This is a genomic window from Comamonas testosteroni (assembly GCF_014076415.1).
GTDB classification, from domain to species: domain Bacteria; phylum Pseudomonadota; class Gammaproteobacteria; order Burkholderiales; family Burkholderiaceae_C; genus Comamonas; species Comamonas testosteroni_F.
In genome coordinates this window covers 2,123,685-2,146,289 of record NZ_CP043568.1, presented here as the reverse complement: position 1 = coordinate 2,146,289, position 22,605 = coordinate 2,123,685, and the positions used below count along the sequence as shown (strand labels likewise).

At 57.0% G+C, this 22,605-nt stretch carries 19 protein-coding genes, 3 tRNA genes and 3 pseudogenes; 7 read left to right on the top strand and 18 right to left on the bottom strand.

Annotation, left to right across the window (positions count from 1 at the left end; genetic code table 11):
- Positions 1–150: 150 nt before the first annotated feature.
- The 10 genes and pseudogenes from F0P97_RS09825 to F0P97_RS09785 all read right to left on the bottom strand — a co-directional run bounded on the left by F0P97_RS09825 (position 151) and on the right by F0P97_RS09785 (position 8,847).
- Complete coding sequence (locus F0P97_RS09825; RefSeq protein WP_182286554.1) at positions 151–1,053, bottom strand: TIGR01777 family oxidoreductase; 903 nt, start codon at positions 1,051–1,053, stop codon at positions 151–153.
- 33 nt (positions 1,054–1,086) lie between these two features.
- On the bottom strand, positions 1,087–1,785 hold the full coding sequence (locus tag F0P97_RS09820) for an SDR family NAD(P)-dependent oxidoreductase (RefSeq protein ID WP_182286553.1): 699 nt from the start codon (positions 1,783–1,785) through the stop codon (positions 1,087–1,089).
- A gap of 23 nt (positions 1,786–1,808) precedes the next feature.
- A complete protein-coding gene (locus F0P97_RS09815) occupies positions 1,809–3,368 on the bottom strand; it encodes a cryptochrome/photolyase family protein (protein ID WP_182286552.1) in 1,560 nt (519 codons plus the stop codon).
- Positions 3,365–4,660 (bottom strand): DASH family cryptochrome, encoded by a 1,296-nt coding sequence (locus F0P97_RS09810; RefSeq protein WP_182286551.1) that lies wholly within the window; start codon positions 4,658–4,660, stop codon positions 3,365–3,367. Before F0P97_RS09810 ends, F0P97_RS09815 begins: the two co-directional genes overlap by 4 nt.
- Positions 4,657–4,818: a DUF2256 domain-containing protein gene (locus F0P97_RS09805; RefSeq protein ID WP_182286550.1), complete on the bottom strand. Its 162-nt coding sequence runs from the start codon at positions 4,816–4,818 to the stop codon at positions 4,657–4,659. The genes F0P97_RS09810 and F0P97_RS09805 overlap by 4 nt, the downstream gene beginning before the upstream one ends.
- A gap of 18 nt (positions 4,819–4,836) precedes the next feature.
- A complete protein-coding gene (locus F0P97_RS09800) occupies positions 4,837–5,535 on the bottom strand; it encodes an NAD(P)/FAD-dependent oxidoreductase (protein WP_332839908.1) in 699 nt (232 codons plus the stop codon).
- Positions 5,536–5,718: 183 nt separating this feature from the next.
- Positions 5,719–5,838, bottom strand: a pseudogene (locus F0P97_RS27900) (NAD(P)-binding protein); the annotation flags it as partial.
- Positions 5,839–5,974: 136 nt separating this feature from the next.
- Entirely contained in the window at positions 5,975–6,430 is a 456-nt protein-coding gene (locus F0P97_RS09795; protein WP_182287158.1) for a lipocalin family protein, read from the bottom strand.
- 1,199 nt (positions 6,431–7,629) lie between these two features.
- Complete coding sequence (locus F0P97_RS09790) at positions 7,630–8,181, bottom strand: DUF3455 domain-containing protein (protein WP_420093909.1); 552 nt, start codon at positions 8,179–8,181, stop codon at positions 7,630–7,632.
- Positions 8,182–8,253: 72 nt separating this feature from the next.
- A complete protein-coding gene (locus F0P97_RS09785) occupies positions 8,254–8,847 on the bottom strand; it encodes a ferritin-like domain-containing protein (protein WP_182284512.1) in 594 nt (197 codons plus the stop codon).
- Positions 8,848–9,082: 235 nt separating this feature from the next.
- Between F0P97_RS09785 and F0P97_RS09780 the strand changes: the two genes are divergently transcribed.
- On the top strand, positions 9,083–9,658 hold the full coding sequence (locus F0P97_RS09780) for a sigma-70 family RNA polymerase sigma factor (RefSeq protein WP_182284513.1): 576 nt from the start codon (positions 9,083–9,085) through the stop codon (positions 9,656–9,658).
- An 18-nt stretch (positions 9,659–9,676) separates the two neighbouring features.
- On the top strand, positions 9,677–10,477 hold the full coding sequence (locus F0P97_RS09775; RefSeq protein ID WP_182286548.1) for an anti-sigma factor: 801 nt from the start codon (positions 9,677–9,679) through the stop codon (positions 10,475–10,477).
- Positions 10,478–11,349: 872 nt separating this feature from the next.
- Here the strand turns inward: F0P97_RS09775 and F0P97_RS09770 are convergent.
- Complete coding sequence (locus F0P97_RS09770) at positions 11,350–12,303, bottom strand: aromatic alcohol reductase (RefSeq protein WP_182286547.1); 954 nt, start codon at positions 12,301–12,303, stop codon at positions 11,350–11,352.
- A gap of 94 nt (positions 12,304–12,397) precedes the next feature.
- Here F0P97_RS09770 and F0P97_RS09765 point away from each other — a divergent pair, with 94 nt between their 5' ends.
- Positions 12,398–12,811, top strand: a complete 414-nt coding sequence (locus F0P97_RS09765; protein ID WP_182286546.1) for a winged helix-turn-helix transcriptional regulator — start codon at positions 12,398–12,400, stop codon at positions 12,809–12,811.
- 156 nt (positions 12,812–12,967) lie between these two features.
- On the opposite strand, the gene F0P97_RS09760 is transcribed toward F0P97_RS09765, so the two are convergent.
- Positions 12,968–13,867 (bottom strand): LysR family transcriptional regulator, encoded by a 900-nt coding sequence (locus F0P97_RS09760; RefSeq protein WP_182286545.1) that lies wholly within the window; start codon positions 13,865–13,867, stop codon positions 12,968–12,970.
- A gap of 97 nt (positions 13,868–13,964) precedes the next feature.
- Here F0P97_RS09760 and F0P97_RS09755 point away from each other — a divergent pair, with 97 nt between their 5' ends.
- Positions 13,965–14,933: a Bug family tripartite tricarboxylate transporter substrate binding protein gene (locus F0P97_RS09755; protein ID WP_182286544.1), complete on the top strand. Its 969-nt coding sequence runs from the start codon at positions 13,965–13,967 to the stop codon at positions 14,931–14,933.
- Between the two features lie 923 nt (positions 14,934–15,856).
- Here the strand turns inward: F0P97_RS09755 and F0P97_RS09750 are convergent.
- Positions 15,857–15,933: transfer RNA gene (locus F0P97_RS09750), tRNA-Met, on the bottom strand.
- Between the two features lie 185 nt (positions 15,934–16,118).
- Positions 16,119–16,831: pseudogene (locus F0P97_RS09745) on the bottom strand (IS5 family transposase).
- An 830-nt stretch (positions 16,832–17,661) separates the two neighbouring features.
- Here F0P97_RS09745 and F0P97_RS09740 point away from each other — a divergent pair.
- On the top strand, positions 17,662–17,811 hold the full coding sequence (locus F0P97_RS09740; protein WP_182286543.1) for a hypothetical protein: 150 nt from the start codon (positions 17,662–17,664) through the stop codon (positions 17,809–17,811).
- Positions 17,812–17,837: 26 nt separating this feature from the next.
- Here the strand turns inward: F0P97_RS09740 and F0P97_RS09735 are convergent, their stop codons facing one another.
- The 4 genes from F0P97_RS09735 to F0P97_RS09720 form a co-directional block, all read right to left on the bottom strand.
- Positions 17,838–17,990: a hypothetical protein gene (locus F0P97_RS09735; RefSeq protein WP_182286542.1), complete on the bottom strand. Its 153-nt coding sequence runs from the start codon at positions 17,988–17,990 to the stop codon at positions 17,838–17,840.
- A gap of 605 nt (positions 17,991–18,595) precedes the next feature.
- Positions 18,596–18,671, bottom strand: a tRNA-His gene (locus tag F0P97_RS09730).
- Between the two features lie 140 nt (positions 18,672–18,811).
- Positions 18,812–18,887: transfer RNA gene (locus F0P97_RS09725), tRNA-His, on the bottom strand.
- Between the two features lie 65 nt (positions 18,888–18,952).
- Positions 18,953–20,851, bottom strand: a complete 1,899-nt coding sequence (locus tag F0P97_RS09720) for a SurA N-terminal domain-containing protein (RefSeq protein ID WP_182286541.1) — start codon at positions 20,849–20,851, stop codon at positions 18,953–18,955.
- Between the two features lie 653 nt (positions 20,852–21,504).
- On the opposite strand from F0P97_RS09720, the gene F0P97_RS09715 reads away from it, so the two are divergent.
- A complete protein-coding gene (locus F0P97_RS09715) occupies positions 21,505–21,822 on the top strand; it encodes a hypothetical protein (RefSeq protein WP_182287337.1) in 318 nt (105 codons plus the stop codon).
- A gap of 565 nt (positions 21,823–22,387) precedes the next feature.
- Positions 22,388–22,579: pseudogene (gene rdgC, locus F0P97_RS27490) on the top strand (recombination-associated protein RdgC); the annotation flags it as partial.
- Positions 22,580–22,605 lie beyond the last annotated feature (26 nt).

Here is a 22,605-nt window from a genome sequence, read left to right as displayed (position 1 = left end):
AGCTATAGTTGTTAGAGCAAGTATGGTATCGACGTAGAGCCATGATTTGCGTTTACGACGGCATCTCGATTTCTCCAGGCTCAGCCCTTCGCTGTGCGGTATGGCCCACTCTTGATGGGTAATCTGATGAGAGGTCGAGGGGCAGCCAGTTCAATGCTCGCGAAGCAGTTGGTTCAAGGCGCCTGAAAGCTCAGGGTACCGCCAAGTAAACCCTGCTTCCTGTGCGCGCTGCGGAACCAAGCGCTGACCTCCTAGCAACAGAACGGACATTTCCCCCAGTGCCAGTCGCAACGCCCAGGCCGGAATGTGAAATATGGCCGGTTTACCTAACTCCCGGGCGAGCATCTGCGTGAAGTCAACATTGCGAACGACCCCAGGTGCACAGGCGTTGTACGGTCCGCCGCAGCTCTCATTGTTCAAAAGGTAGTCGATGAGAGCGACTTGGTCCTCGATATGTATCCATGGCATCCACTGTTTCCCGCTGCCCAATCTACCTCCAAGCCCTCGTTGGAATGTTGGCAGCAGCCGTGCCAGCATTCCACCGGTTGACGTTAACACTGGGGCAGTGCGTAGTACTACAACCCGCACACCAAGCTGGCGCGCGCGTATAGCCTCCTGCTCCCAGGCTACGCATAGACGGCTTCCGAAATCGATGTTCCCCGCGGAACTGTCTTCTGACAACCACTGTTCTCCGCCGTCACCGTACCAGCCGACAGCAGAGCCCGAGATCAGCACTGGTGGTATCGAAACTTGCTTTCCCATCCAGTCCACCAAGGTTCGCGTCAGGTCAATTCGGCTGTTCAGCAAAATCTCGCAGCGCTCTGCAGACCAACGGTGAGTTGCAATGGGCGCTCCAGCTAAGTTGACGACAGCATCGAATGGAGCGCTGCCATCAAGTGATTCAAGATGCGCTATACCCTTGGCGCCCAGGCACAATTTCTCCACCTGCAGGGGAGTTCGGCTCCACACCCAGAGATCATGACCTTGGCTCCGCCAGAGCCGACAGAGAGCCTGTCCAATGAGTCCGGTGCCTCCGGTCAACAGGATGCGCATGGGGTTCTCCTTTTTAGGAAATGACCAAAACACTCACCAGGGCAGGCGTTGTCCATCGTATGCCCAGAAGCTGCCGCTGTCCTGCGGCTGCAGGCCGTCTAATACCGCCAACAAATCCCGCGCAGCGTCGGTGGGACGGCTGCCTATCTGAGCACCGCGAAACGGAGCCGACAAAGCAGAGTCAACTGTGCCGGGATGCAGGGCTGCCAGGACCGCTTTTGGATGGGTGCGAGCTATTTCAATAGAAGCCGTCTTGAGCAGCATGTTCAGTGCTGCCTTCGAGGCTCGGTAGCTATACCAGCCACCAAGACGGTTGTCGCCGATACTGCCAACCTTGGCCGACAGAACCGCAAGCACGCCGTGCTCATTCTTCGGAAGCAACTGCGAGAAGTGTGCCAAGGCCAAGGCCGGGCCGATGGTGTTGATGGTAAAACTGGCTGCCATGTGCGCGGCGTTCAGGTCAGCCAGTCGCTTTTCGGGTGAGCCGGTTGGGCCGCTGAGCATTCCCGTGGCAATCACAATCAGGTGCCAGGAACCTTGCTGACGCAGCGAGTCGGCGGCAACTGCAATGGAGTCCAAGGCTCCAAAGTCGACGGCGGGACTGCTGCTTCGGCTCAGAGCGGCGACCGCAGCACAGCGTGGATCTGCCTCCAGCTGAGCGGCCATGGCTGAACCTATAGCGCCGGAGGCCCCAACAATGAGAGCACGGTAACCAGTGGGCAGAGATTGCATGGTAGGCCTCGGTGGTGTCGTTGCTACAGGTGGTCGAGTTGTTCGCGCAGTTGCTGAGCATGTGCGCGCAACGCTGATTGCTGCTCAGGCGGGAATTTCTGCCACTGTCGGTACACCAGTGCCAACCGGTGGTTGCTGCCAAGAACATCGATGTGACGCGCAAAAAAGTCCCAGTAAAGAGCGTTGAAAGGGCAGGCGCTCGGGCCGGTCTTCTGCTTGGGGTTGTAGGCGCAACCCTGGCAATAGTCGCCCATGCGCTGCAGATAGGCCGCGCTGCTGACATAGGGTTTGGTGGCAATCAGGCCGCCATCGGCGCGCTGGCTCATACCCAGCGTGTTGGGCAGCTCTACCCACTCAAAAGCGTCGATGTAGATGCCCAGGTACCAGCGGTGCAGCTCCATCGGATTCAGCCCCGCCAGCAAGGCAAAGTTGCCGATCACCATCAGCCGCTGGATATGGTGGGCATGGGCGGTTTGCAGCGACTGCCTGATGGACTGGTGCAAACAGCGCATATGCGTGTCCCCGTTCCAGAACCAGTGCGGAAGCGGCAAGTGGTGGTCCAGCGCATTGCGACTTTCGTAGCCCGGCATATGTGCCCAATAGATGCCGCGGATGTACTCACGCCAGCCAAGGATCTGGCGCACAAAGCCTTCCACAGCAGCGAGCGGTGCGTGGCCTGAGCGCCAGGCGGCTTCGGCACATTGCAGCACCTCCAGAGGGTGCAGCATCTTCACGTTCAACGCGAACGAAAGCAAAGAGTGGAATAAGCGCGGCGCTTGGCTTGACATGGCGTCTTCATAGTCGCCAAAGTGCGGCAGTGCATGGGTGACAAATGCCTCTAAACAGCGCATTGCCTCTTGCCGGTTCAATGGCCAACGCAGTGCATCCGCCTGCGCGTCACCGAAGCTTTGAACATTGCTGCGCTGCACGATTTCCCAGAGCGTGCTGTGGTCGTGGAGGGGACGCCAGTCCTCAGGCTCGGCAGGGGTTCCTGGCCAGGGTTTGCGGTTGTCGTGGTCAAAGTTCCACTGTCCGCCAACGGGCTGTTCATGTTCGTCCAGCAGGAGTCGGTAACGGCGGCGCATGGTGCGGTAGAAATGCTCCATCAACCATTGGCGGCGCCCATGCATCTGGGTAGCCAGGTCATCGCGTGCCGTCAGGAAGTGTTCGCTGTCTACTGCAGTGCAGGTCAACTGCTGGCTGCTAGCCCAAGCCTGCAGTTGAGCGTCCAGCCGCCACTCGTCGGGCTGCTGCCATTGCACCGTGTGGGCTCCGTAGTGCACAGCAAGCGCAGCCAGGTTGCCGGGTATGGACTGGCGGTTACTGGCATCGTCGATCGACACATAACGAACCCGGTGACCGTCGGCACGCAGCTGGCGCGCAAAGTCGCGCATGGCAGCAAAAATGGCCAGAATTTTCTGCGCATGGTGCAGCACGTAGTCGGTTTCCTGCCGCACCTCCATCAGCACATACACCACCTGCAGATCCACCTGCCGAAACCAACTGTGTTTCTGATTGAGCTGATCACCCAGTACCAGACGCAGGGTGTGCGCGCTGTGGGTGGCGGCCGTACTATCGCTCATGCTTTACCCCAGAGACGCTGGTAGGCTCCATCAGCGTCGTAGGTGGCCGCCTGTTTGACAGGATCAAAGCGACGCCCTCCTTGCGGATCTGTACCCCGACCGGCAATGTAAAGCCAGTTGCCCTGGTTGCTGTAGACGTCGTAGTCCAATAGCTGTGACTCAAACCAGGCAGCGCCGGCGCGCCAGTCACAGCCTAGGTCATGGATCAGATAGCTGGCCGCCACCTGGCGCAAGCGGTTGCCTAGGTAGCCCGTGGTAGCCAACTCGCGCATGGCTGCATCCACTAGCGTCTGGCCGGTCTGCCCTGAACACCAGGCTGCAAAGTTCCGATCATCATGTGGCGTGGCAAGCTCCGGACCCAGACCCCGTGCACGGTAGAGCGCGCGACCGTGCTGCATATGCAGAAAACGAAAATAGTCCCGCCATAGCAGCTCGAACCAGAGCCAGTAGCTGCTTTCGGTCGCGCCGCGCGTAGCTTCAAATTGTCGAAGTTCAGCGTAGGCTTGCCGTGGCGACAACGCGCCTGTAGCTAGCCAGAGCGACCATTTGCTTGAGTAGTCCAATCCCAGCAGACCGTTACGCGTGCGCTTGTAGCTGTGGGGAAGCCCGCGTGCGAGGTACTGACGGAGGTGGGCAAGGGCCGCAGACTCGCCGCCTTGCAGTAAGGCGATGGCGCTTCGGGCATCAAGCGAATTAGAGGCATCGGTCAATGCATCCAGTGCAAGTACCTGCTCTTGAAGGTACTTGCTGGGTATATTCGGCGGAACTCTGGGCAGAGCCTCCGGCACTGGCAGAGGCGGGTAAGGTTGTAGCTTGACGTGCTCAACAGCCTGACGAAACGAGGTGAACACAGCAGGCAACTGTCTCACCGGCCAAGGCAATTGGTCCGGGTGCAGCAGGCTGCTGTGCCACACGGTGTGCACCCGCAGGCCTGCAGCTCGCAGAGCGTCGACCTCGGTTTGCTCCTCGGGCGCGGCGATGTCTTCACAGACAATGATGCCGGCCCCTATGGCCTGTGCCAGGGCAGGCAGGGCCGTGGCGACTGGCGCATTCAAAATCAATAGCTGAGAGCGCAGTTCATGAAAATTCTCGGCCAGGTTCTGTATCGTCTTGGCTAGCCAGGTGCGACGGTGCTGGCCGATGCGGGCAAAGCCCCAATGGGTTCTGGCTTGAATGTCCGGCTGGCACAGCACCGGCAATATGTACTGCGCCCCCATCCTGCACGCGGCGTGAAGCACGGGTTGGTCGTGCAGGCGCAGGTCGTTGCGTAACCAGAGCAGCACCGTGCTCATGTCTGTTCCCCAGGTGGAGGTGACTGCTTGCGCTGCCGTCGGCAGCGTTCGGAGCAGTATTTGACCTCGTCCCACAACTGAACCCACTTTTTGCGCCAGGCAAATGGGCGCCCGCAGCAAAGGCATGACTTTTCAGGCAGATGCGGTTTGCGGTGCACGGCATGCCTCCTTCGATCTCAGCCCGCGTGCGCGTGCAGCGCCGTGTGGACATGCCGGGCCAGGCTCCGTCCGCTCAGCCAGGCACCTTCCACGCTGCCGCTGTGCATCCAGTCTCCGCACATTCCCAAACCTGCTGCAGCGTCCCACCATGCGCCAGCGTTCAATGGGTTGGCGGTGTCGGCATAGCGCCAACGATGAGCGGTAGCCTGAACATTGGCGGGATCGGGGCCTCCCAGTTGCGCAAATGCATTCAGCAGTACGGCCGTGACAGTTGCGGCATCGTCTTCCAAATGTGCCTCGCTCCAACTGTGTGCGGCATGCAGCAGCCAGGTTTCGGTGCCGCCTCGGCTAGGTTTGCTGCTGTCGCGTGCGATCCAACGCAATGGACTGTGCTCGACAAAGCAGCCGTCTACTGGCAGTGACAACGGTTGATGGCAGCGCACCATGAGTGCCCAGCAGGGCAGCATCCTGGCATTGCTTGCAAGGGCAGTGGCATCAGGAGCAACACCTGCCAGCAGCGGCGCGGCCTGCGGTGCTGGAACGGCAAGCACAACCGCTTCGTAGCGATGTGGCTCGGTGCCATGCTCCTGGCTTTGCAGAATCCAGCCAAACGCCGAACGCGGTTGCAAAGGCTCGACGGTGGCTTGCCACTGAAAGCGCACAGATTGCGATGTGGCATGCATGTCGCGCACCATATGTGCAGCCGGAGAGGTCATGCGTGGGGTACCGACAAAGCGCTCCAAAAAGCTGTCTTGCGGGGCGAAGTCATGACCATCATGTTTGCCGATGAGGCCCTGCCAAACCTGCGCAGCGCCTGCATGCTGCCACTCGGAGACCTGTTTTCTAAACTCTGCATGATGTGCCGTGAAATACTGGGCACCGTGGTCACACTGCCAATCAATGTCTCCATCGCTGCTACGGCGCGTACTCATACGGCCGGAGGGACCCCGACTTTTGTCGAACACATGGACGCAGTGGCCCGCTTCTAATAAGGCCTGGGCGCAAGCCAGCCCGGACATGCCTGCACCAATGATTGCGATGGCTTTGTTGCTGCTGCTCTTTGTAGGGCTGGGGGTGCTCATGGGAATTCAAAGTCTGTAAGTACAAGATGCATCCGCGTGGACGCAAAGTCGCGGGAATATGACTTTTCTGAACTCAAGGCCGGTTCGATTGAGGGACCTTAGTGACACGGCTTAGGTCTACGCCCAGGGTTTTGGCCTTCTGTAGCAACAGATTGAACTGTTGCTCGGGAATGGTCCTATTGCGTGACAAAAGCCAGAAGTAATCCATGCTGCTGCCAATCACCAAAGAGGTTTGATAGTCCTCATCAAGGCTCACCACGTTGTAGCCGCCATAGAAAGGGCCAAAGAAAGATACCTTCAGAGCCGCTACATCTGACGCCCCCAGGAACCGAGCCTTGCCCTCGGCTTCGCGCCATTTCTGCTTGACTGAGTCGAATCCTCGGTTCAGCACCGCAACGCTTCCGTCATCGTTGAGGCTGTAGCTAGCTGAGACCTGGGTCAAGTCTTTTTCGAAGCTGTGATCGATGCGTGCCAACTCGTACCAAGTCCCCATGTAGCGCTTGGCATCAAAACCGGTGACCGGTTTCACCCCAGTAGATATGTCAACAGCACAACCCGATAGAACAACGTTGGCCCCCACAAGGACCGTCGCAAGCGCTGTCGCGCGCATGAATGAGCTTCTAGAGATATGCATAAAGTTCCTTTGATTAATTCGCAATACAGAGGCCACGATCTGCGAGATTCCTCTGCCTGAGCCAACATGTTTCGCATGTTAGGGCTCAGACCGAATTCCAAAATCACTCTGTTGAGCGAGCCAAAAAATTAGCCGAACCGTCAGTAGTCTTATTCTTCAAGCGCAGTGCAACTTGCCGGTTCAACCGCAGCTCCCGCAAGACTTGAAGCACAGCCTGCAGGTGCAACGCGAGAAGACACCGGAAAAATCGCCTCTGCAGCGCGCTGCCTTCTTGGAGACAAGGTGCTGCTCGAACTCGCAGGTTGCTTACTGCTCATAGACACTCTTAGTAAGCAATTGATTTGCAATCCCCGTTTGGTCTATTTCCGTATCTATGCGCTCCTGTACGGAAGTACACCGCGTCACTAAAGCTCAACTGAACATGAACGTTCTTTTTGCTTTGCGTCATCATTTTTCAAACTGACAAGATCAAACAATGAACTCATCAGTTCAAACTATAAACTAAAGATACCAGACACGCACTATTGGGGCATTGATGTGCTAGATCTGCAGGTGCTCGCTATGTGCGTTATTGCAAAAAAAGACATTGAAGTCGCAGTGTTGCTATATTTTTTGGAGCAAGCTCCTGCCAAGGAGCCACTGCTGAAAGTGATAGGGGTCAGAGCTGATGACATGCAGCCCGTGCATGCGACGGTCATGCAGCGTAATGTCACGCCCATCATTCGCCAGAAAAAGAATGTCAGGATGCGCAAAGATGTCTTTTCGCACTGCAAAGCTGCTATCCCTCATGCAGGAGGCTCGGTAGCATGCTTGCATATGACCGGGGGGGCTTGGTAGAGACCAGGGTGAACTGCATCACGTGGCTAGGTGAATAGGTGATGTCACGCACGTTCTAGCGGTCAATGAACCTCACATTCGAGCCGCCATGCTCAATAGGTTCACTGAACGGCGCTAACCTCCGACACTGGCCGTGAGTAGGTCCTGTTTGGTGTTGGCGAAATCTGGCCCGGAGCTGATATACGCAACATCCCCGGTCAATACAAAAAGCGCACCTCCCAATCGTTGACAGGTGAGGTGCGCTTCTGGTCTGCCCTTCAGACCGCTTTCCAAAAAATATAGTCGGCCTGATACTGCACGATCTGCTTGCTGCCCAGATTCGCAGCTCCGCAGGCCATGCTCGGCGCGACGCCCCCCTTGGTTGCCACACGCTGGATATAGGTCACCCCCTGCATGGCTCCCATTCCGGTGGCAGGATTGGCCTTGACCAGCTGCAGCGGGATATTGCCCGCTCCGGCAGGAGCCACGGCAAGCTGCGTGGCAGTGACCTTGGAGCCGTCGTTGTTCTCCCAAGTCGCTGGCGGACCCCAGTATTTGCCGATGACCGTACCGCTTCGCGTTTGCAGCTTGGCATCAGGGCCTACAAACACCCATTCGTGCTCGGCTGCCATGTCCTTCTTGGCCCGACACTCATAGGTGATCTGGCCAACACCCACGGTCTCCATGGCCACTTTGTGTCCTGCGGGCACTTGCACGGTAGCCGGAAGTTCGGCTTGTGAATACATGGAGTGAGAGCCCATGGATGAGCAAGCGCTCAGGCCAAGCGCGGATAGGCACAGAGCGGTCAGCGAAAGTGTGTGTCGATGCATCATGAGTATTCCCTCAAACAAGATGAAAAAATGCACCGGGCGAGACTGCCCGGTACTCGGGGCTTCGCCAGGTCAGCCGCCAAATGACAAGGCATTGCTTGGCAAGGGGCGGCCGAGAGCCGAGATCAGGGCCGTGTAGTGCATGGTTTCATCGGCGGCCAGGCGTCCTGCGACCTTGGCCAGGTCACGGTTTTCGAAAGCTGGAATGACGCCCAGGTAGGCATTGGTCGCGCCAAGCTCCAGTCTTGCGGCCAGATTGAGCACATCGGCCTGACTCTTGAGGGTTGCGGCCTTGAGAGAGTCGGCATAGGTCTGCATCGAGGCCTCGGCCACCGGCTTTCCGCCCATCTTCTGGATGGTGGCAATCAGAGCGTCACGGTGGGCCTTGTGATGGCTTTGGAACAGCAGGGCCACATCCAGCACGGGCTTTTGCAGCAGGCCGCTACCAGCACCCAACTGGTAGGCGTTGATGGCCTCATGCTCCAGCCCCAGGGCCACATTGAGGATGGATACATCCTTGGCTGGATCATTGCCCATGCCTTGGGCCAGAGCCTCGTTGCCTGCCAACATGGCGACCGCCACGGCCGACAAAGTGCCGGTGGTGCCAAGAAATCCGCGACGCGAGGCCATGGGCGAGGCATGGCCTTCAAACAGATGGATGCTCATGATGACTCCTAATTGGATGTGGGGATCTGTCGGCCTTTGCGATGTCCGACACTTGGAATACGCATCCTTTGGCGCGGTGGATTCAAGTTTCTGAAAACTTTTTCAGCCATTTCGCGCGTTGTCCAAATCCAGTGGCTGGGTTGCTGCGTATAGGTGATTACCAGGAACTGCAACATGCCTTGGCAGTTATCCAACAGCACAACATGAAGCAGGTCCTACTGATCAAAATGGCTGCATGAGCGCCCAAACACCGGACAACCAACTGATGGACTTGATCGACCGCGTAGCAACCCGGGACGAGGTTGCTCTGAAGCTGCTGTACGACCAGACCGCCTCGCGGCTGTATGGCCTGGCTCTGCGCATACTTGGTAACAAGGAGTGGGCAGAGGATGTGCTGCAGGAGAGCTTTCTGGGAATCTGGCGCAGTGCGCAGACCTACCGGGAGTCGCTCAGCCCGCCCCTGGCCTGGATGGGCATGCTGGTGCGCAGCCGGGCCCTGGACTTTTTGCGCCGGCGCAGAGCCGAGCGCCTGCATCTCAATGTATCGATTGAGGACTTTGAGGAGTTGCCCCAGGACAAGGACACGCAAGGGCCAATGCAACTGGTGGAAGCAAGTGAACAAGCCGTGGTCTTGCACCAGTGTCTAGAAAAGCTGGAGCAGCCACAGCGCCAGGTGGTGAGCCTGGCCTATCTGAATGATTTAAGTCATAGCGAACTGGCCAGCAGCCTGAAGCTGCCGCTGGGTACCGTCAAGACATGGATGCGCCGCAGCTTGGAGCAGTTGCGCAAATGCATGGCACGCCATGTTTGAGCGCCAGGAGTCGACATCATGAATCTGACCCAGAACCCTGAATTACTGGACCGACTGGCTGCCTCCTATTCACTGGGAACTTTGCACGGAGGGGCACGCCGACGCTTTGAGCAGCTGGCACGCGAATATCCGCAGGTGCGCGCGGCTGCCTTGCTGTGGCAAGGCCGCTGGTCGGCCTTCTCCGAGGTTCAGACTCCGGTACAGCCCGATGCGGTGGTCTGGACACGCATTGCCAACCTGCTGCAGGCCGAAACAGCTAAAGCCAAGTTGGCCCGACAGCGTGAAGCCGCATCGAAGTCGGCATGGCCGACACTCGCGTGGTGGCGTGGACTGGCACTGGCAGGCGGCTTGGCCACGGTGGCGGCTATCTCGGTGGGGCTTTGGTCGCATCAAGGGCTCAGGGATGCATCGCACCAGAAATTGTCTGCGTTACAGACTCAGCTCCAGATGGCGCAGGCTGAATTGCAGGCGGCGCCCCAAATTCAATATGTGGCGGTGCTCGCCGATGGCAAGGCTGATGCGTCCATGCTGGTGACCTTCGATCCCCGGCACCAGCAACTGGTATTGCAACGCGTGAGCGGCTTCAAGGAGGCTGATAACAAGTCTCTTCAATTGTGGGCCTTGCCTCAACAGGGCGCGCCACGTTCCCTGGGGGTCATGGGTGATGGAAAGCTTGAGCAACTCACTGCGCAGGAAACCGACGTGAAAGCAATCCCGGCCCTGGCCATCAGCCTGGAGCCCAAAGGCGGCGTCCCCAGCTCAACGGGGCCGACTGGTCCGGTGCTGTTCAAGGGCGCGCTCATTCGCAGGGATCTTTGACTCAAGCCTCGGCAAACACGAAGGCCATCTCGACTGAGGCAGCAAAAAGCTGTTAAACCTCAATGGCTGCTCTGGGTCGAGCGCAGGCCCTTGTCAATGACCGCCAACCAGCATGTTATCTCGTGGCCAAATTTCGTCCAGTTTGCCCAGTGTACAGCGACCGCTCCCGCCGAGAGCAGACGCGGGCTAGTGATCTTGCTAGCGACCGCAACGGGTCGTCCCCACCAGTTCGCAGCTTACGAGATCTGCCGTTCAGGTTGTCTGGCACGCTACGATCCAGCAAGTTTCCGGTTTGATGCGTATAGCGGACGTCTGGCCAGATAGTGGGTCAATGTCTGGTATCGACGGCAGCGGTCACAGGCTCGCCAAAGCTCAGCGGCGGTAGTCAGCCTAGACCTGCAGTTCACGGCTACCTACCGGACGACAGCTCCTGGCCGAAGCCGAGCCTAGCTACAGGTGAGTACAGCACCGCAAAGCTGACCTTCGAGGCTGAAACTTGAGCGTCCAGTTTAGGATAGGTATTCAACAGGTGCAGGCCGTCGCCAGTCGGCCTAAGCAGGCCTCACAACTATCCCCGTTGGAGACAGCTTCAGGCTGGTTGCTGATGTTCACCTCAGAAATGCCAATGACCGCTGCAGCCCAGAGCAGTCATTGTGCCAATGACTTTCGAGAAGGTCTGCTCTACATCTCAAAGCTGTCGCTGAAGTCTGACGACCATCAAGTGACTGCTGTGGCTTGGGCTGAGCCGGTGCTATCGATTTGTTGCAGTCGCTCAGCTCAGTTTGCAGGAGTCGACCTTAGAGCAGTTACCGCTGATTGCGGAAAAGCAGCAGTGCCAACTGTGAAGCCAAAAGTGTTCGCTTTAAACCCTATCATTCGTCGCTGCGAGATGCTAGGTTTTCATGAATCCACGATGACACGTCCGTCACAGGAATGGCGCGGCGCTGGTTGAACGTGCCGCTCTTGTCCCACGCCATGCCACGCCCCTGGGCAAAGGCCGCACGGTACTTGCTCATCATGTTTTGCGGGTCGCGCGCCAACTCATCCATTAAATACTGCTCCGTCCATACCGACCGGGTGAAAGATCGACCAAGGCCCGCTTCCAGCTTGTCCGCCACCTCGCTGTACGTCACAGTGTCGCCAGCCAGATACACAATCTCGTTGCGGATGCGCGGTTGTGTAAACACCACTTCAGCGGTGAGCGCGCCGATATCGTCGGGCGTGGTTAACGTCACTGCGGTATCGAAGCTGCCCAGAGCGTGGACAGCATCGTTCTGCAAGTCAACGACGCCGAACTCAGGCTCAAACAGGTAGCTCATGAACATGCCGGTGGAGATGATGACCCACTCCGTCTGGTCCTGGCTCCGCAGCAGCTCGCGCACGTCGATCTGTGCGTCGAAAATGTCCTGCGGGCCGCCGCGGCCGATAACGTCGAAATCGACACCGAACTGCCAGGGGAAGTACCGGGGAATGCCAGACTGCAACGCTGCCCGCGCCAGCTTCATCGGCGTGTAGATGCCGGCGGCATAACCCGCGCAGCCAATCACCATGTCGTAGCGTGCGAAAACCACGGCAAGCTCATCAATGGAGCATTTCACCAAATCGCCCAGGACGATCTCGATGCCGAGGCTCCGAATCTCCGCGATATCCCGCTGCTTGGCAGGCTCGGAGGATTCCACGGCACTGGCACGCAGAAGAGCACTGATCTTTGCTCCGTCAACGCCTTTGGCTTTGAGCGCAAGATTGCGGAGTACCGGGAGACCGAGTTCGCCGGCACCGAGGACGAGAATGTTTTGAGACGTAGCGTTAGGATCTGATTGCTTCATCGTCTAGCCCAAAAATGAGAGAGTTCAGCCAGTCTAGCCACGCATCAAAGGCAATGTAAGAAGGCACACGCGTGATACCGGGAGCAAAACCACAGTGAATCGAGACGAAATTCTTCAATATGCGCAGACCGTTTGCGACGGCCTGCGAGACGACGACGATGGGGTGCGACGCGAGGTGCTCGCGCACGCCGGAAACCGCTGGTCGCTTGGCATCCTTCACACACTGGGCGTGTATGGCAGGCTTCGCCACGCTGACATTGGCAGGCGCATGCATGGGGTAACTCAGCGCATGTTGACGCTGACCTTGCGGCAGTTGGAGCGTGATGGACTGGTGCTCCGTCACGACTTCAAAGAGGTTCCCCCTAGAGTCGAGTACGAGTTGTCTGACAATGGCATGGAGTTGCTCCTCCGTATGGTCCCACTCTGGACCTGGATCGTCGAGAACGCAGATCGCTTTAGAGAGGCGAGAAAGAGCTTCGATGAAAAAGATCGCAGTACAAGCCCTTAGAGCGCCGAGTTTTTGACAATCTCAAAAAACCTGAGTTCTTACGTGATGGACATCGCGTACCTGAATTGATGTATCACGCTCGATTAGCTGAAATGGTCCAAATGCAGGTTGGTTCCGCTAAACGCAATGGGTCGCTTGCAACAGTCCAGTGCGTGATCAGTGGTTCACATGAAGGGCGAGCAAGCGATTCTTCAGAGATTCAGCGACAGGACTAAGCACACGCTCTCGCTTCTGTATCAGGCCTAAAGTCCGCCACAACTGAGGCTCGATGAGTGGCACACCGCAGACCTTAGGATTGCACTCAGGCAGGGCAAGCTGCGGGATGGCTGCCATTCCCAAACCTGCTTCGACAAGAGCCAGAGCCCCAGTTACGTGATTGCACTCGTACCAAGCCATTGGCTGCTCGAGCAGGCCTGCCATGACTTGGTCCAAAAGCAGTCGATTACTACTCTGGTGCGATACGGATACGAGGCGCACTCCGGCAAGCTCTGACCACGGCACCTCTGAGCGGCATGCCCAAGCATGACTGCGCAGCATCGCCAACACATATCGCTCGCGTGCCAAAGTCTCGAACTGAATTCCGGGTTCCTGACTTCCCGTGAAGCTGAGCCCGAAATCGGCTCGACCCCTTACCACGGCATCCAGGACATGGCTAGCATTCTCGTCAATGACGTGAACTTGCACATCCGGGTACTCATCGGCGAAGGCGCGCAATGCGTTCGGCAAAAGATGGTTTGCCACTGATGGAATGCAAGCTACCGTCACCGATCCTCGGCGAGTCAGGGCCTGATCGCTGATACGCTGCGCTGCAGTCTCGAGGCTCTCCAGAGCTGCGCGCGCCTCAATCAGAAATTCCTGGCCAACGGCGGTCAACTGAACATGCCTGGTGGTCCGCTCAAGCAGCTTGGCTCCAAGTGCTTCCTCCAGGCGCTCCACCCTGCGACTCAACGCCGGCGCAGACAAACAAAGACGCTCCGCGGCTACACGAAAGCTTGAATTCTCTGCCGTGGCAACAAACGCCTGTAGCTCGGCAATATCAAATTTAATGCATCCCATGCAACAGTCCAATCATATATTGCAATTTACAGAATATTCCTGAAAATTTACCATCGCCGCTTGCACAGAGTTGATAACGACTCGATCAGGAGACAACATGCAACGACGCCCTCTCGTACTGGCTGCCGCATTGGCCGCCTGCCTGCCGCTCGCCGGTGCCCATGCCCAGGACTTCCCCCCCAAAAGACCGGTCACCATGGTTGTCGGCTTTGCCGCAGGCGGTTCGGCTGATATCGCGGCACGCATCATTGCCAAGAAGCTCGGCGAAAACATAGGCCAGAGCGTGGTCGTGGATAACAAGCCTGGTGCCGGCGGCAATCTGGCGCATGCCCAGGTTGCCCATGGACCTACCGATGGCTCTGTCTTGCTGTTCGGCTCCATCGGCCCCTTGAGCATCTCGCCTCACTTCATGAAGGTGAGCTACGACCCGCTCAAGGATCTCGCACCCATCACTATGGGCGTGACCTTTCCCAACGTTCTGGTGGTGCCTGCAAGCAAAGGCATCAAAACCCTAGGCGAGTTTGTGGCTGCCGCCAAGCGTGAACCGGGCAAACTGGACTTTGCCTCTACGGGCCCTGGATCAGCTGCCCACTTGGCCGGCGAACTGCTTAACGACATTGCAAAGATCGACACGGTTCACATTCCCTATAAGGGCGGAGCCCCCGCTTTACAGGATGTCCTAGGCGGACGCGTCAGCTCTTTCTATGCAGCACCACCCACAGCGCTGCCGCATATCGAGTCGGGCAAGCTTATTCCGCTGGCAACCACCGGACTGACACGACCAGCCTACCTGCCCAATGTGCCCACCGTCGCAGAGACCTATCCCGGCTTTAACGCCACTAACTGGTATGCGTTCGTTGCGCCAGGGAAAACACCCAAGCCGCTACTGGACAGATGGAATGTCGAGCTCGTGAAGGTGTTGAACGCACCTGACGTGCGAGCAAGCCTGCTTAAACACGGCCAAACTGCAACTCCGTCATCACGGGAAGAGTTGGCCAAATTCATTTCCACAGAGAACGAAAAATGGAGTCGCATCATTCGTGAACGAAAAATCACGGCAGATTAACTGAGCGGCAAGTCAACACGGATTTCAAAAGATCGATGTGAACAACCGGGCCTCAAGCCTGGCACCGCGCACAAAAGCGGGTGGGCAGTGGATCCATGCAGTCCGGCTCCTGGGCGGCTCGTTCAGCTCAATGACGGGGGGCTGCCACTGGCGGATGCCCTCCCTGCGACTCTGAGGACTTGGTTTAACAGCCCAGACTCGGGGTTGCAATTTGCTCAATGCCGCTGCTGAGCTGGGATCATCAGACTCCAAAATCTAGGAAGCCGTAAGTCAGCACAAGATAGAAATGTCATCTGTGTTGGACAGCCTGCTTAGCTCTGTCTGCTGGACGGACGCTTTCGCTGGTGATAGTTGGCGCCATCGTCCATGCCCAAATAGGCCAATCAGTTGATGAAGTGATGGAGAACTTCAGAGTATCTGTTGACGGCATCCTGCGCAGATGAGTTAGCCGTGCGCGGAGTTCATCCCTGCCTGTAGTCGACTTGAACCTGCAAGCGCGTACCCAGCAGCGGATCAATCCCCGAGCGCTTGTCAGCTGAAATACAAAGCATATGCAAACGATCCGACGTCCCCCCGCAACTCCAGCTTCCACACCTTCGGCCCAAGGTGACACATGCAAGAGTTCTCCACCAGCGATGAAGCAGCCCTCGTCACCCGTGCTGCATGCCACTCGGGCGCAGCCTTGGCTGGCTCAAGGGAACAAGAAAAGTCGATGAGGCAAAGCCCTGACCGCAACAACCAACTCTCGGCTGACAGAAGGCAAAAGAAAAAGCCCTGACTGCTACAGCCAGGGCTTGGGAACTGGCGCCAGGGGTCAAGCCATCTTTCAGTGCTACAACCTGAACCTAGCGATGCGTATCTTGCTCTCGAAATATGACAGAAAGATGGCAAAAAGCCCTGACCGTTTCCGGCCAGGGCTTTATTGGTTGCGAGGGCCGGATTTGAACCAACGACCTTCGGGTTATGAGCCCGACGAGCTACCAGACTGCTCCACCTCGCGATATTCCGCGTCGGGGGCCAACCACCATTCCTAGGCGCCAGCATGATTTCCCCGACGGCTGCATTGTAGCATATATGTATAAATTTACAGCATGAATAGATATTCAGTAATGATCCCCGCCAGGAAACAACACAAAAGCCAGCTGGCTGGCCTAGCGGACTCTGCCCACTAGGACGTGTTGAGATTTAACGTGAATTGATCACAGCCGATGCCAGCGTGATGACAGCAGCGAAGCTGCTGTCTGTCTTGTCGCTGCGCATTGCAATGCGCTTGAACTCCTTGAGCTTGCAAAAGAAGTTCTCGATCAAGTGCCGCCACTTGTAGACCTCTATATCAATCTGCAAGGGCGCTCGACGATTGGCCTTTTGTGCAATCACCACTTGGCAACCCTGTGCCAGCAAGTGTTGCTTCAGCCAGTCTGCGTCAAACGCTTTGTCGGCCAGCAATGTCCGCAGGTCTATGCCTTCGAGCAGCTGTTCTACACCTTGAAGATCATGCCGTTGGCCTGGCAGCAACACAAATCGGATCAAGTTTCCAAGGGCATCCGTCAGCGCCAATATCTTGGTGGTCAAACCACCTCGACTGCGACCTATGGCCTGGCTCGCAGACCCCCTTTTGCACCCTGTCCATGCCTGTGCACTCGCACAATCGTTGCATCCACCATCACGTATTCCATGTCCGGTTGATCGCTGACCGCGTCAAACAGCTTTTGAAAGACATCAGCTTTGACCCAGTCGCGAAACCGTTTGAAGACGGTGTTCCACTTGCCAAATTCAGGCGGCAGATCTCGCCAAGGGCTACCTGTACGCGCAACCCAAAGCACTGCTTCCAAGAACAGTCGATTGTTGGAGCCACTGCGTCCTCGATCCCCAATCTTCCCTAGACACAATGGGCTCATACGAGCCCATTGTTCATCTGTCAAAACGTATCGCATCACAGCGCGATTGTGACGCCACCCCGGAAGGTAAAAATCAAATCTCAACAGACCCTAGAACTCGTGTTGCTTATTTTCAGCCGCCTCTTGGAGCGCTTCATTCAGACCACCAGCCTTCTTCCAAGCGGCACCTTCAACCTGCTTTGCGCCCCATGGCTTCGCCCGTATCTATCCGGTAACTCGTGGAGCAATTGAGTTTCATGCCTCCAGGCAGTGACCCTTTCTTTCTATAGTCTTGAGAATCGCAAGGTTATTTGCAAACGATTCTCAATTGCAATTATCATTCATCCCATGGTGCGGCGAATCGCTGTACCGCCTCTTCATCGTGGGGCGCTGACAAGCGAGGGCTTGCAGCGTTTTAGCTAGCCAGCGGCCCTCTCCTATTAGCCAAGCCTTTTTTCCACGATCAAGCCAATCAAGTCGGCAACCGCAGCAGCACAGCCAAACACCGTTGTGCAATCACAAGCACGGCTCTCATCCGGAGCACAGGCCAGAGCTTCTCGACTGCGCCATCACGTTTGCGGCCTGCCCTCCGCAGCAGCGATACACTGAGCCGCTGACCCGGATTGGACGTATACAGACCTCAGCCCCCCCTGGCGATGCGATCCGAGTCCCTGCACGCGCAGCCTTTTCCTGCCCGGGCAGACAGCCTAACGACCGAACGGCAGGACCGAGCAATGCCCGCTTGAAAATCTGCAGGCACACCTCACGGCTTGCATTCCTGTCAACGAACTGACACAGTCAAACGTTAAAAAGGGACACATCAGCTTCAATCCACCCTTCAAGGAGTAGCCATGACCTACCTGTACGCCGCCTATCCTGAACTCAAAGCGACGATTCAAGAGATCATGACGCCAATGCCTGACCCGCGCTCTCCCGAAGAAGTTCTGCGGATGCTGTCCCAGAACCCTCCCGAAGGCGAGTACAGCGCTGACGCTTTCTAAACAGTCTCCAGATAAACCAAGCCACCTCAAAGGTGGCTTTTTTGTGTTTCAGGCCTAGCGTCGACCGTGCCCACGTCCGCCGTGGTGCTTATGCCCCCCGCCATGACCACCTGACCGATGACCATGATGCTTGTGACCGTGCGAATGCCCGTAGAACCCATCATGGTGACGGTGCCCATCACCATGTCCGTGATGTGCGTAGCAGCCAGACAAGAACAACGCGAATGCCGAGACTCCAAGTAACTTTTTCATAGCAATAAGTCTAGGTTATTCAATCGCTTACAGGTATTCGATGTGTAAGCAAGTGAAGCTCCTGCCCACACCCCGTCGGCCTTGAACTGATTTTTTGTTTCTGCAGCTTCATATGAACCCGACTTTGGCGAAGCACAACAGCCCCCCCCAACATCCAGGACCAGGATGGCTGCGATACGAACCCAGGAATGAAGCTTGAGCGTCAGAAGCACCTTGCCGCCAGGGCCGACACCATGCTGCCGACAGGAAAGGATGGCCGGCACGGCGCCGCGCTTGTCCCCCGCAACTGCCGAGCCAGTGATACCGCTTGCGCCTGCCGCAGTGATGCTGCACATCGTCTGCTGGCGGGACGGCCGCAACTCTGCCCTGGCTGCAATTGAAGGTGTGCAGCGCCAATAACACGCAGGTAGCGCAATGGACAAGCCCAACCGCCTTCATGAGGCTTTCAGCGCCTAGGGGCCTGTTTGGCAAGGAAGTAGGGCTTCAAAAACAAAAATGCCTCACAAGAAAACCTGTGAGGCATTTTATAAACTGGGGTGGCTGATGGGACTCGAACCCACGACAACAGGAATCACAATCCTGGACTCTACCAACTGAGCTACAGCCACCGTAGAAGTCTCTATTGTACTTCAGAATTTGAGCTATCAAATCAAAATTGAGAGCAATAAACACTGAACTAGCAACGATTCAAGGCAAACACCTCTCATCAAATAAAAACGCTCTGCGCTGCAGAGCGTTTTCAAAATTCTGGGGTGGCTGATGGGACTCGAACCCACGACAACAGGAATCACAATCCTGGACTCTACCAACTGAGCTACAGCCACCGTAGAAGCATCTATTGTAATGCATAAATCAGACCGCAAATAAACTCGCGCCTGATTTAAATGCCTTACTGAGGACGCGGAACCTTGATCTGGACCTTGAAAGTCTTCTTCAACTGCTCATAGTAGGCCATGACTTCAGCCATGGAAGACCACTGAGTGAACTGCGCTTTTTGCTGCTCCAGGACCTGAGCATCTTGCGCAGGACGCGGGGCAATGCGGTTGACCTTGATCACCGCGTAACCTGCATTGCCAAGGTCGACACCCTCCCATGCAGGCAGGGCATTCGTGGGGGCGCGCAATGCCGCATCCAGCACTTCACGCGGCAGATCCCTGGCTTGATCGCGCCCTACCTCGACCGCCGCAGGCAGCTGAGCCGCTTCAGGCTTGGCCTTCCATTCGGCCATCTTGGCCTTGCCCTCCTGCTTGGCCAGTTCTGCGGACTGATGCGTCACATATAGCTGCTTGAGCTTCTCACCCACTTCATCCATGGACTGAGTATGCGCAGGAGCATAGCTCAGCACACGACCAGCCACCAGGTTGCTGGGAGCCAGCTCCACAGCATCAGTATTGCGCTTGTTCTCCAGAGAATCTGCGGAGAACAGTGCCTCAAGGAAACGCTTGTTGGCCAGAGGACCTTGCGCACCAGGGGCTGGCTCACGTGTCACGTTCTCGGCCTTGTGAACGCTCAGCTTGAACTTCTCGGCCACAGGCTTGAGGCTTTCGGACTGCTCGTAAACGGCGTTGGAGAAGGCTTCGGCCGCCTCTGCAAACTTGCGCTGGGCCTGTTGCTGCTTGAGGTCTGCTTCCAGCTTGGGGCGCATTTCCTCGAACGAGGGCACCTTGGGCTGCTTGATGCCGGTCAGCTCGATGATGTGAAAGCCAAAGTCAGACTCGACCACATCGCTGATGTCGCCCTGCTTCATCTTGAAAACGGCTTCTTCAAATGGCTTGACCATAGCATCGCGGCCAAAGTAACCCAGATCACCACCATTGGCAGCAGAGCCGGGATCCTGCGAGTTGGCCTTGGCTACCTGGGCGAAGCTCCTGGGATCTTTGCGCACCTGGGCCAGCAATTGCTCAGCCTTGGCCTTGGCTTTTTCACGCTCTGCAGCCGGAAGATCCTTGGCCGCATTGATCAGGATGTGACTGGCACGACGCTCTTCGGGACCGGCAAGACGGGCGGCGTTTTCCTTGTAATAGGTGCGCAGGTCGTCTTCGCTCAGAACAATGCCTTGCTGTACAGCGGCCAGGTCCAATTGGACATATTCCACCGTTGCTGCCTCGGGCTGTTTGAACTGATTGGTGTGAGCTTCATAGAAAGCCTTGAGCTCGGCCTCCGTGGGTTGGACCTTGCCTGCAAAGGCACTGGCATCAAACCGGGCAACTTGAATTTCTCGGCGCTGATACAGGGCGTCCATGGCCTGCTGCAACTGCGCGGCAGTCGTGAAGCTGGTCGAAGACACGGAACCCAGTACCTGATTGAGAGCCATTTCACGACGCAGATTGGCTTCAAACCCTTCGGGAGTCATGCCCTGCGAGCCGACCAGAGCCTTGTAGGCTTCTGCATCCAGCGAGCCATCGGGCTTTTGCAAGGAGGCAATCGCGGGGATTTCACGCAAGGTACGCACCAACTGTGCATCGGGCGTTGTCAGGTGCATCTTGGCTGCAGCAGCTGCCAGCACGCGATCACGCACCAGCTTCTCCAGCGTGGCATAGCGCGCCTCTGGCGAGTCGAGCAGCTTGGCATCCATGGTCGGATTCTGCGCACGCAGGCGGTCGCTTTCAGCCCTGTGAGCGTTGTCCCAGTCCTGCTGGGTGATGTCATGCCCATCCACGCGGGCCACAGTCTGGCTGGACTCGGTGAAGTAGTTCTGGTTGACTCCGACAAAAATGAAAGAGGGAATGATCAGCAAGAACAACAAGATCATCACGAACTTGGAATGCTTGCGGATGGATTCGAACATGGTCAATCTTTCTGCGGCAGCAAAAATAAAGGCGAACTTGCGTTCGCCTCATTAACAATGGTGAAAGCCGTGCGACCCGCTTGCGCCACCGACCGGGCCTCTACAGGGCACTGATGCTCTACAGAACTGCCATCCAACCTCCACCAACAGGGTTAGGCTAATCCTATCCATTCTAACTGCCAGCTTTTCCATTGCCGCTGTCCAGCCAGGGCATCTTGCATAGAAATACACCGAACAACCGTCACCTCCAGTAGCAATAAACGCCAAAACGCAAAGAAGGCTTGGAGCTCTCTAAGCCTTCTTTGCGCTGTAGCGGCGGATGCTGAATGTCTCGAACCGCCTAGCCACTCTGCGCAAAGGTCCATATCTCCAGAAATATCAGCAACTTGCAGAAGTCTCCAACTTTCCTGAGCACCCACATTCAAGGATGGCGCACACGCACGCGACTGCTGAGGCATTCACTGTTTGACGCCTGGTTCAGGCCACGGAAGCTACTCGCAGAACGCCCTAATCCAATCCCATCCGGCGTCCTCCTTGGCCTCGTCGTCGGCATCTCAAGGACGCCCCCCCGAGCACCCGATGTGAAGAGCAGGCTTCGACAACATGATCCTTCGCAGTCTCTACTACCCTGGGAATGCTTCTTTGACCGCGACATGCGAACCATCCTCGACCTTCACCCCACAGCAAAAGATGTGGGCGAGTTTGTGGACGTAAAGCACTACGCCCTGCATGACGCACACCATGAGGCCAAGCAACTGGCAAAGTCACTCACCCTGCTCCAGAGCCTGATTGCCAAGGGGACCTGTGAAATGGCCACATACCCGCACCCTGGCCCTCGCGCTTCTGATAGCACCGTCCCTGGAACAAAGCTGCTGATCGCGCTTCAGTGGATGCTGACCCTCTTTGACTTCTTCTGCCTGATTGGCGTTCCCGTGGTGAATGCCAAGACACCAGATGCCTGGCCGATGTAAGTGCGATCGACTCAATCGAGATAGCTGCTTGCGCTTTATAGACAGGTGCTACGGAGCGAAATCATGAAAAATCTCGTTGCAGGATTGATCCTGACCGCCGCCATCTGCATGGGCGGACCAGCACTCCCGCACAAGCAGATGAGCCAACCTTTCCCATCAAGACGCTGAGCGATGAATTCACGTGCCCCGGCATGCACACCGAGCGCTGGATGAAAAAGCCGTTCAATGCCTGAAAGTGAAACAATGACCAGAATCCCCAGTGAAGCAAGGTGCTCGGCTGACCAGTCCTGTCACCTGGAGAGCCTGCAGAGCGTCACATCCCGCCTAGGACAGCTATGACTGCAAAGAGTTGCAGCGCACACTGGGCATTCCTGATAGCCGCTTCCGTGTGTTTGAGCTGCCAAGCCGCGCCCATGGCCTGCTGATCTCCTCCAACGGCACGCGGCTCCCCCTACCCCCGCCTCAACGACAACACGACCCGCTTCTCAACGGGTTTCGCTTTTCTGGAACTCAGGTGCTCAAGAGCATGATCAGTTACCGCATTGCCAAGAGCTGACAAGAAAATCTGCAGGTGCAGGAAGATGCCCTGCCGCTGGCTGCGCAATGGGCCGTGCGCTTCATGACCGAGACCAAAGTGCTGCCGGCCAGCGTGCTCAAGCGCAAAGTCAACGAGAAGGTCAACCGCCGCAAGCATGGCAAGAAAGAGCTCCGCGATCTCAAGGATGAGCCTAAGCTGGATCTGCTGCCCACGGTCTTCGCCAGTGGTGACATACGCGCCCAAGG

Coding starts and splice junctions, on each gene's coding strand:
- F0P97_RS09825 (WP_182286554.1), bottom strand. CDS start 1,053: ATGCGCATCCTGTTGACCGGAGGCACCGGACTCATTGGACAGGCTCTC.
- F0P97_RS09820 (WP_182286553.1), bottom strand. CDS start 1,785: ATGCAATCTCTGCCCACTGGTTACCGTGCTCTCATTGTTGGGGCCTCC.
- F0P97_RS09815 (WP_182286552.1), bottom strand. CDS start 3,368: ATGAGCGATAGTACGGCCGCCACCCACAGCGCGCACACCCTGCGTCTG.
- F0P97_RS09810 (WP_182286551.1), bottom strand. CDS start 4,660: ATGAGCACGGTGCTGCTCTGGTTACGCAACGACCTGCGCCTGCACGAC.
- F0P97_RS09800 (WP_332839908.1), bottom strand. CDS start 5,535: ATGACCTCTCCGGCTGCACATATGGTGCGCGACATGCATGCCACATCG.
- F0P97_RS09790 (WP_420093909.1), bottom strand. CDS start 8,181: ATGCATCGACACACACTTTCGCTGACCGCTCTGTGCCTATCCGCGCTT.
- F0P97_RS09785 (WP_182284512.1), bottom strand. CDS start 8,847: ATGAGCATCCATCTGTTTGAAGGCCATGCCTCGCCCATGGCCTCGCGT.
- F0P97_RS09780 (WP_182284513.1), top strand. CDS start 9,083: ATGAGCGCCCAAACACCGGACAACCAACTGATGGACTTGATCGACCGC.
- F0P97_RS09775 (WP_182286548.1), top strand. CDS start 9,677: ATGAATCTGACCCAGAACCCTGAATTACTGGACCGACTGGCTGCCTCC.
- F0P97_RS09770 (WP_182286547.1), bottom strand. CDS start 12,303: ATGAAGCAATCAGATCCTAACGCTACGTCTCAAAACATTCTCGTCCTC.
- F0P97_RS09760 (WP_182286545.1), bottom strand. CDS start 13,867: ATGGGATGCATTAAATTTGATATTGCCGAGCTACAGGCGTTTGTTGCC.
- F0P97_RS09755 (WP_182286544.1), top strand. CDS start 13,965: ATGCAACGACGCCCTCTCGTACTGGCTGCCGCATTGGCCGCCTGCCTG.
- F0P97_RS09740 (WP_182286543.1), top strand. CDS start 17,662: ATGACCTACCTGTACGCCGCCTATCCTGAACTCAAAGCGACGATTCAA.
- F0P97_RS09735 (WP_182286542.1), bottom strand. CDS start 17,990: ATGGGCACCGTCACCATGATGGGTTCTACGGGCATTCGCACGGTCACA.
- F0P97_RS09720 (WP_182286541.1), bottom strand. CDS start 20,851: ATGTTCGAATCCATCCGCAAGCATTCCAAGTTCGTGATGATCTTGTTG.
- F0P97_RS09715 (WP_182287337.1), top strand. CDS start 21,505: ATGCGAACCATCCTCGACCTTCACCCCACAGCAAAAGATGTGGGCGAG.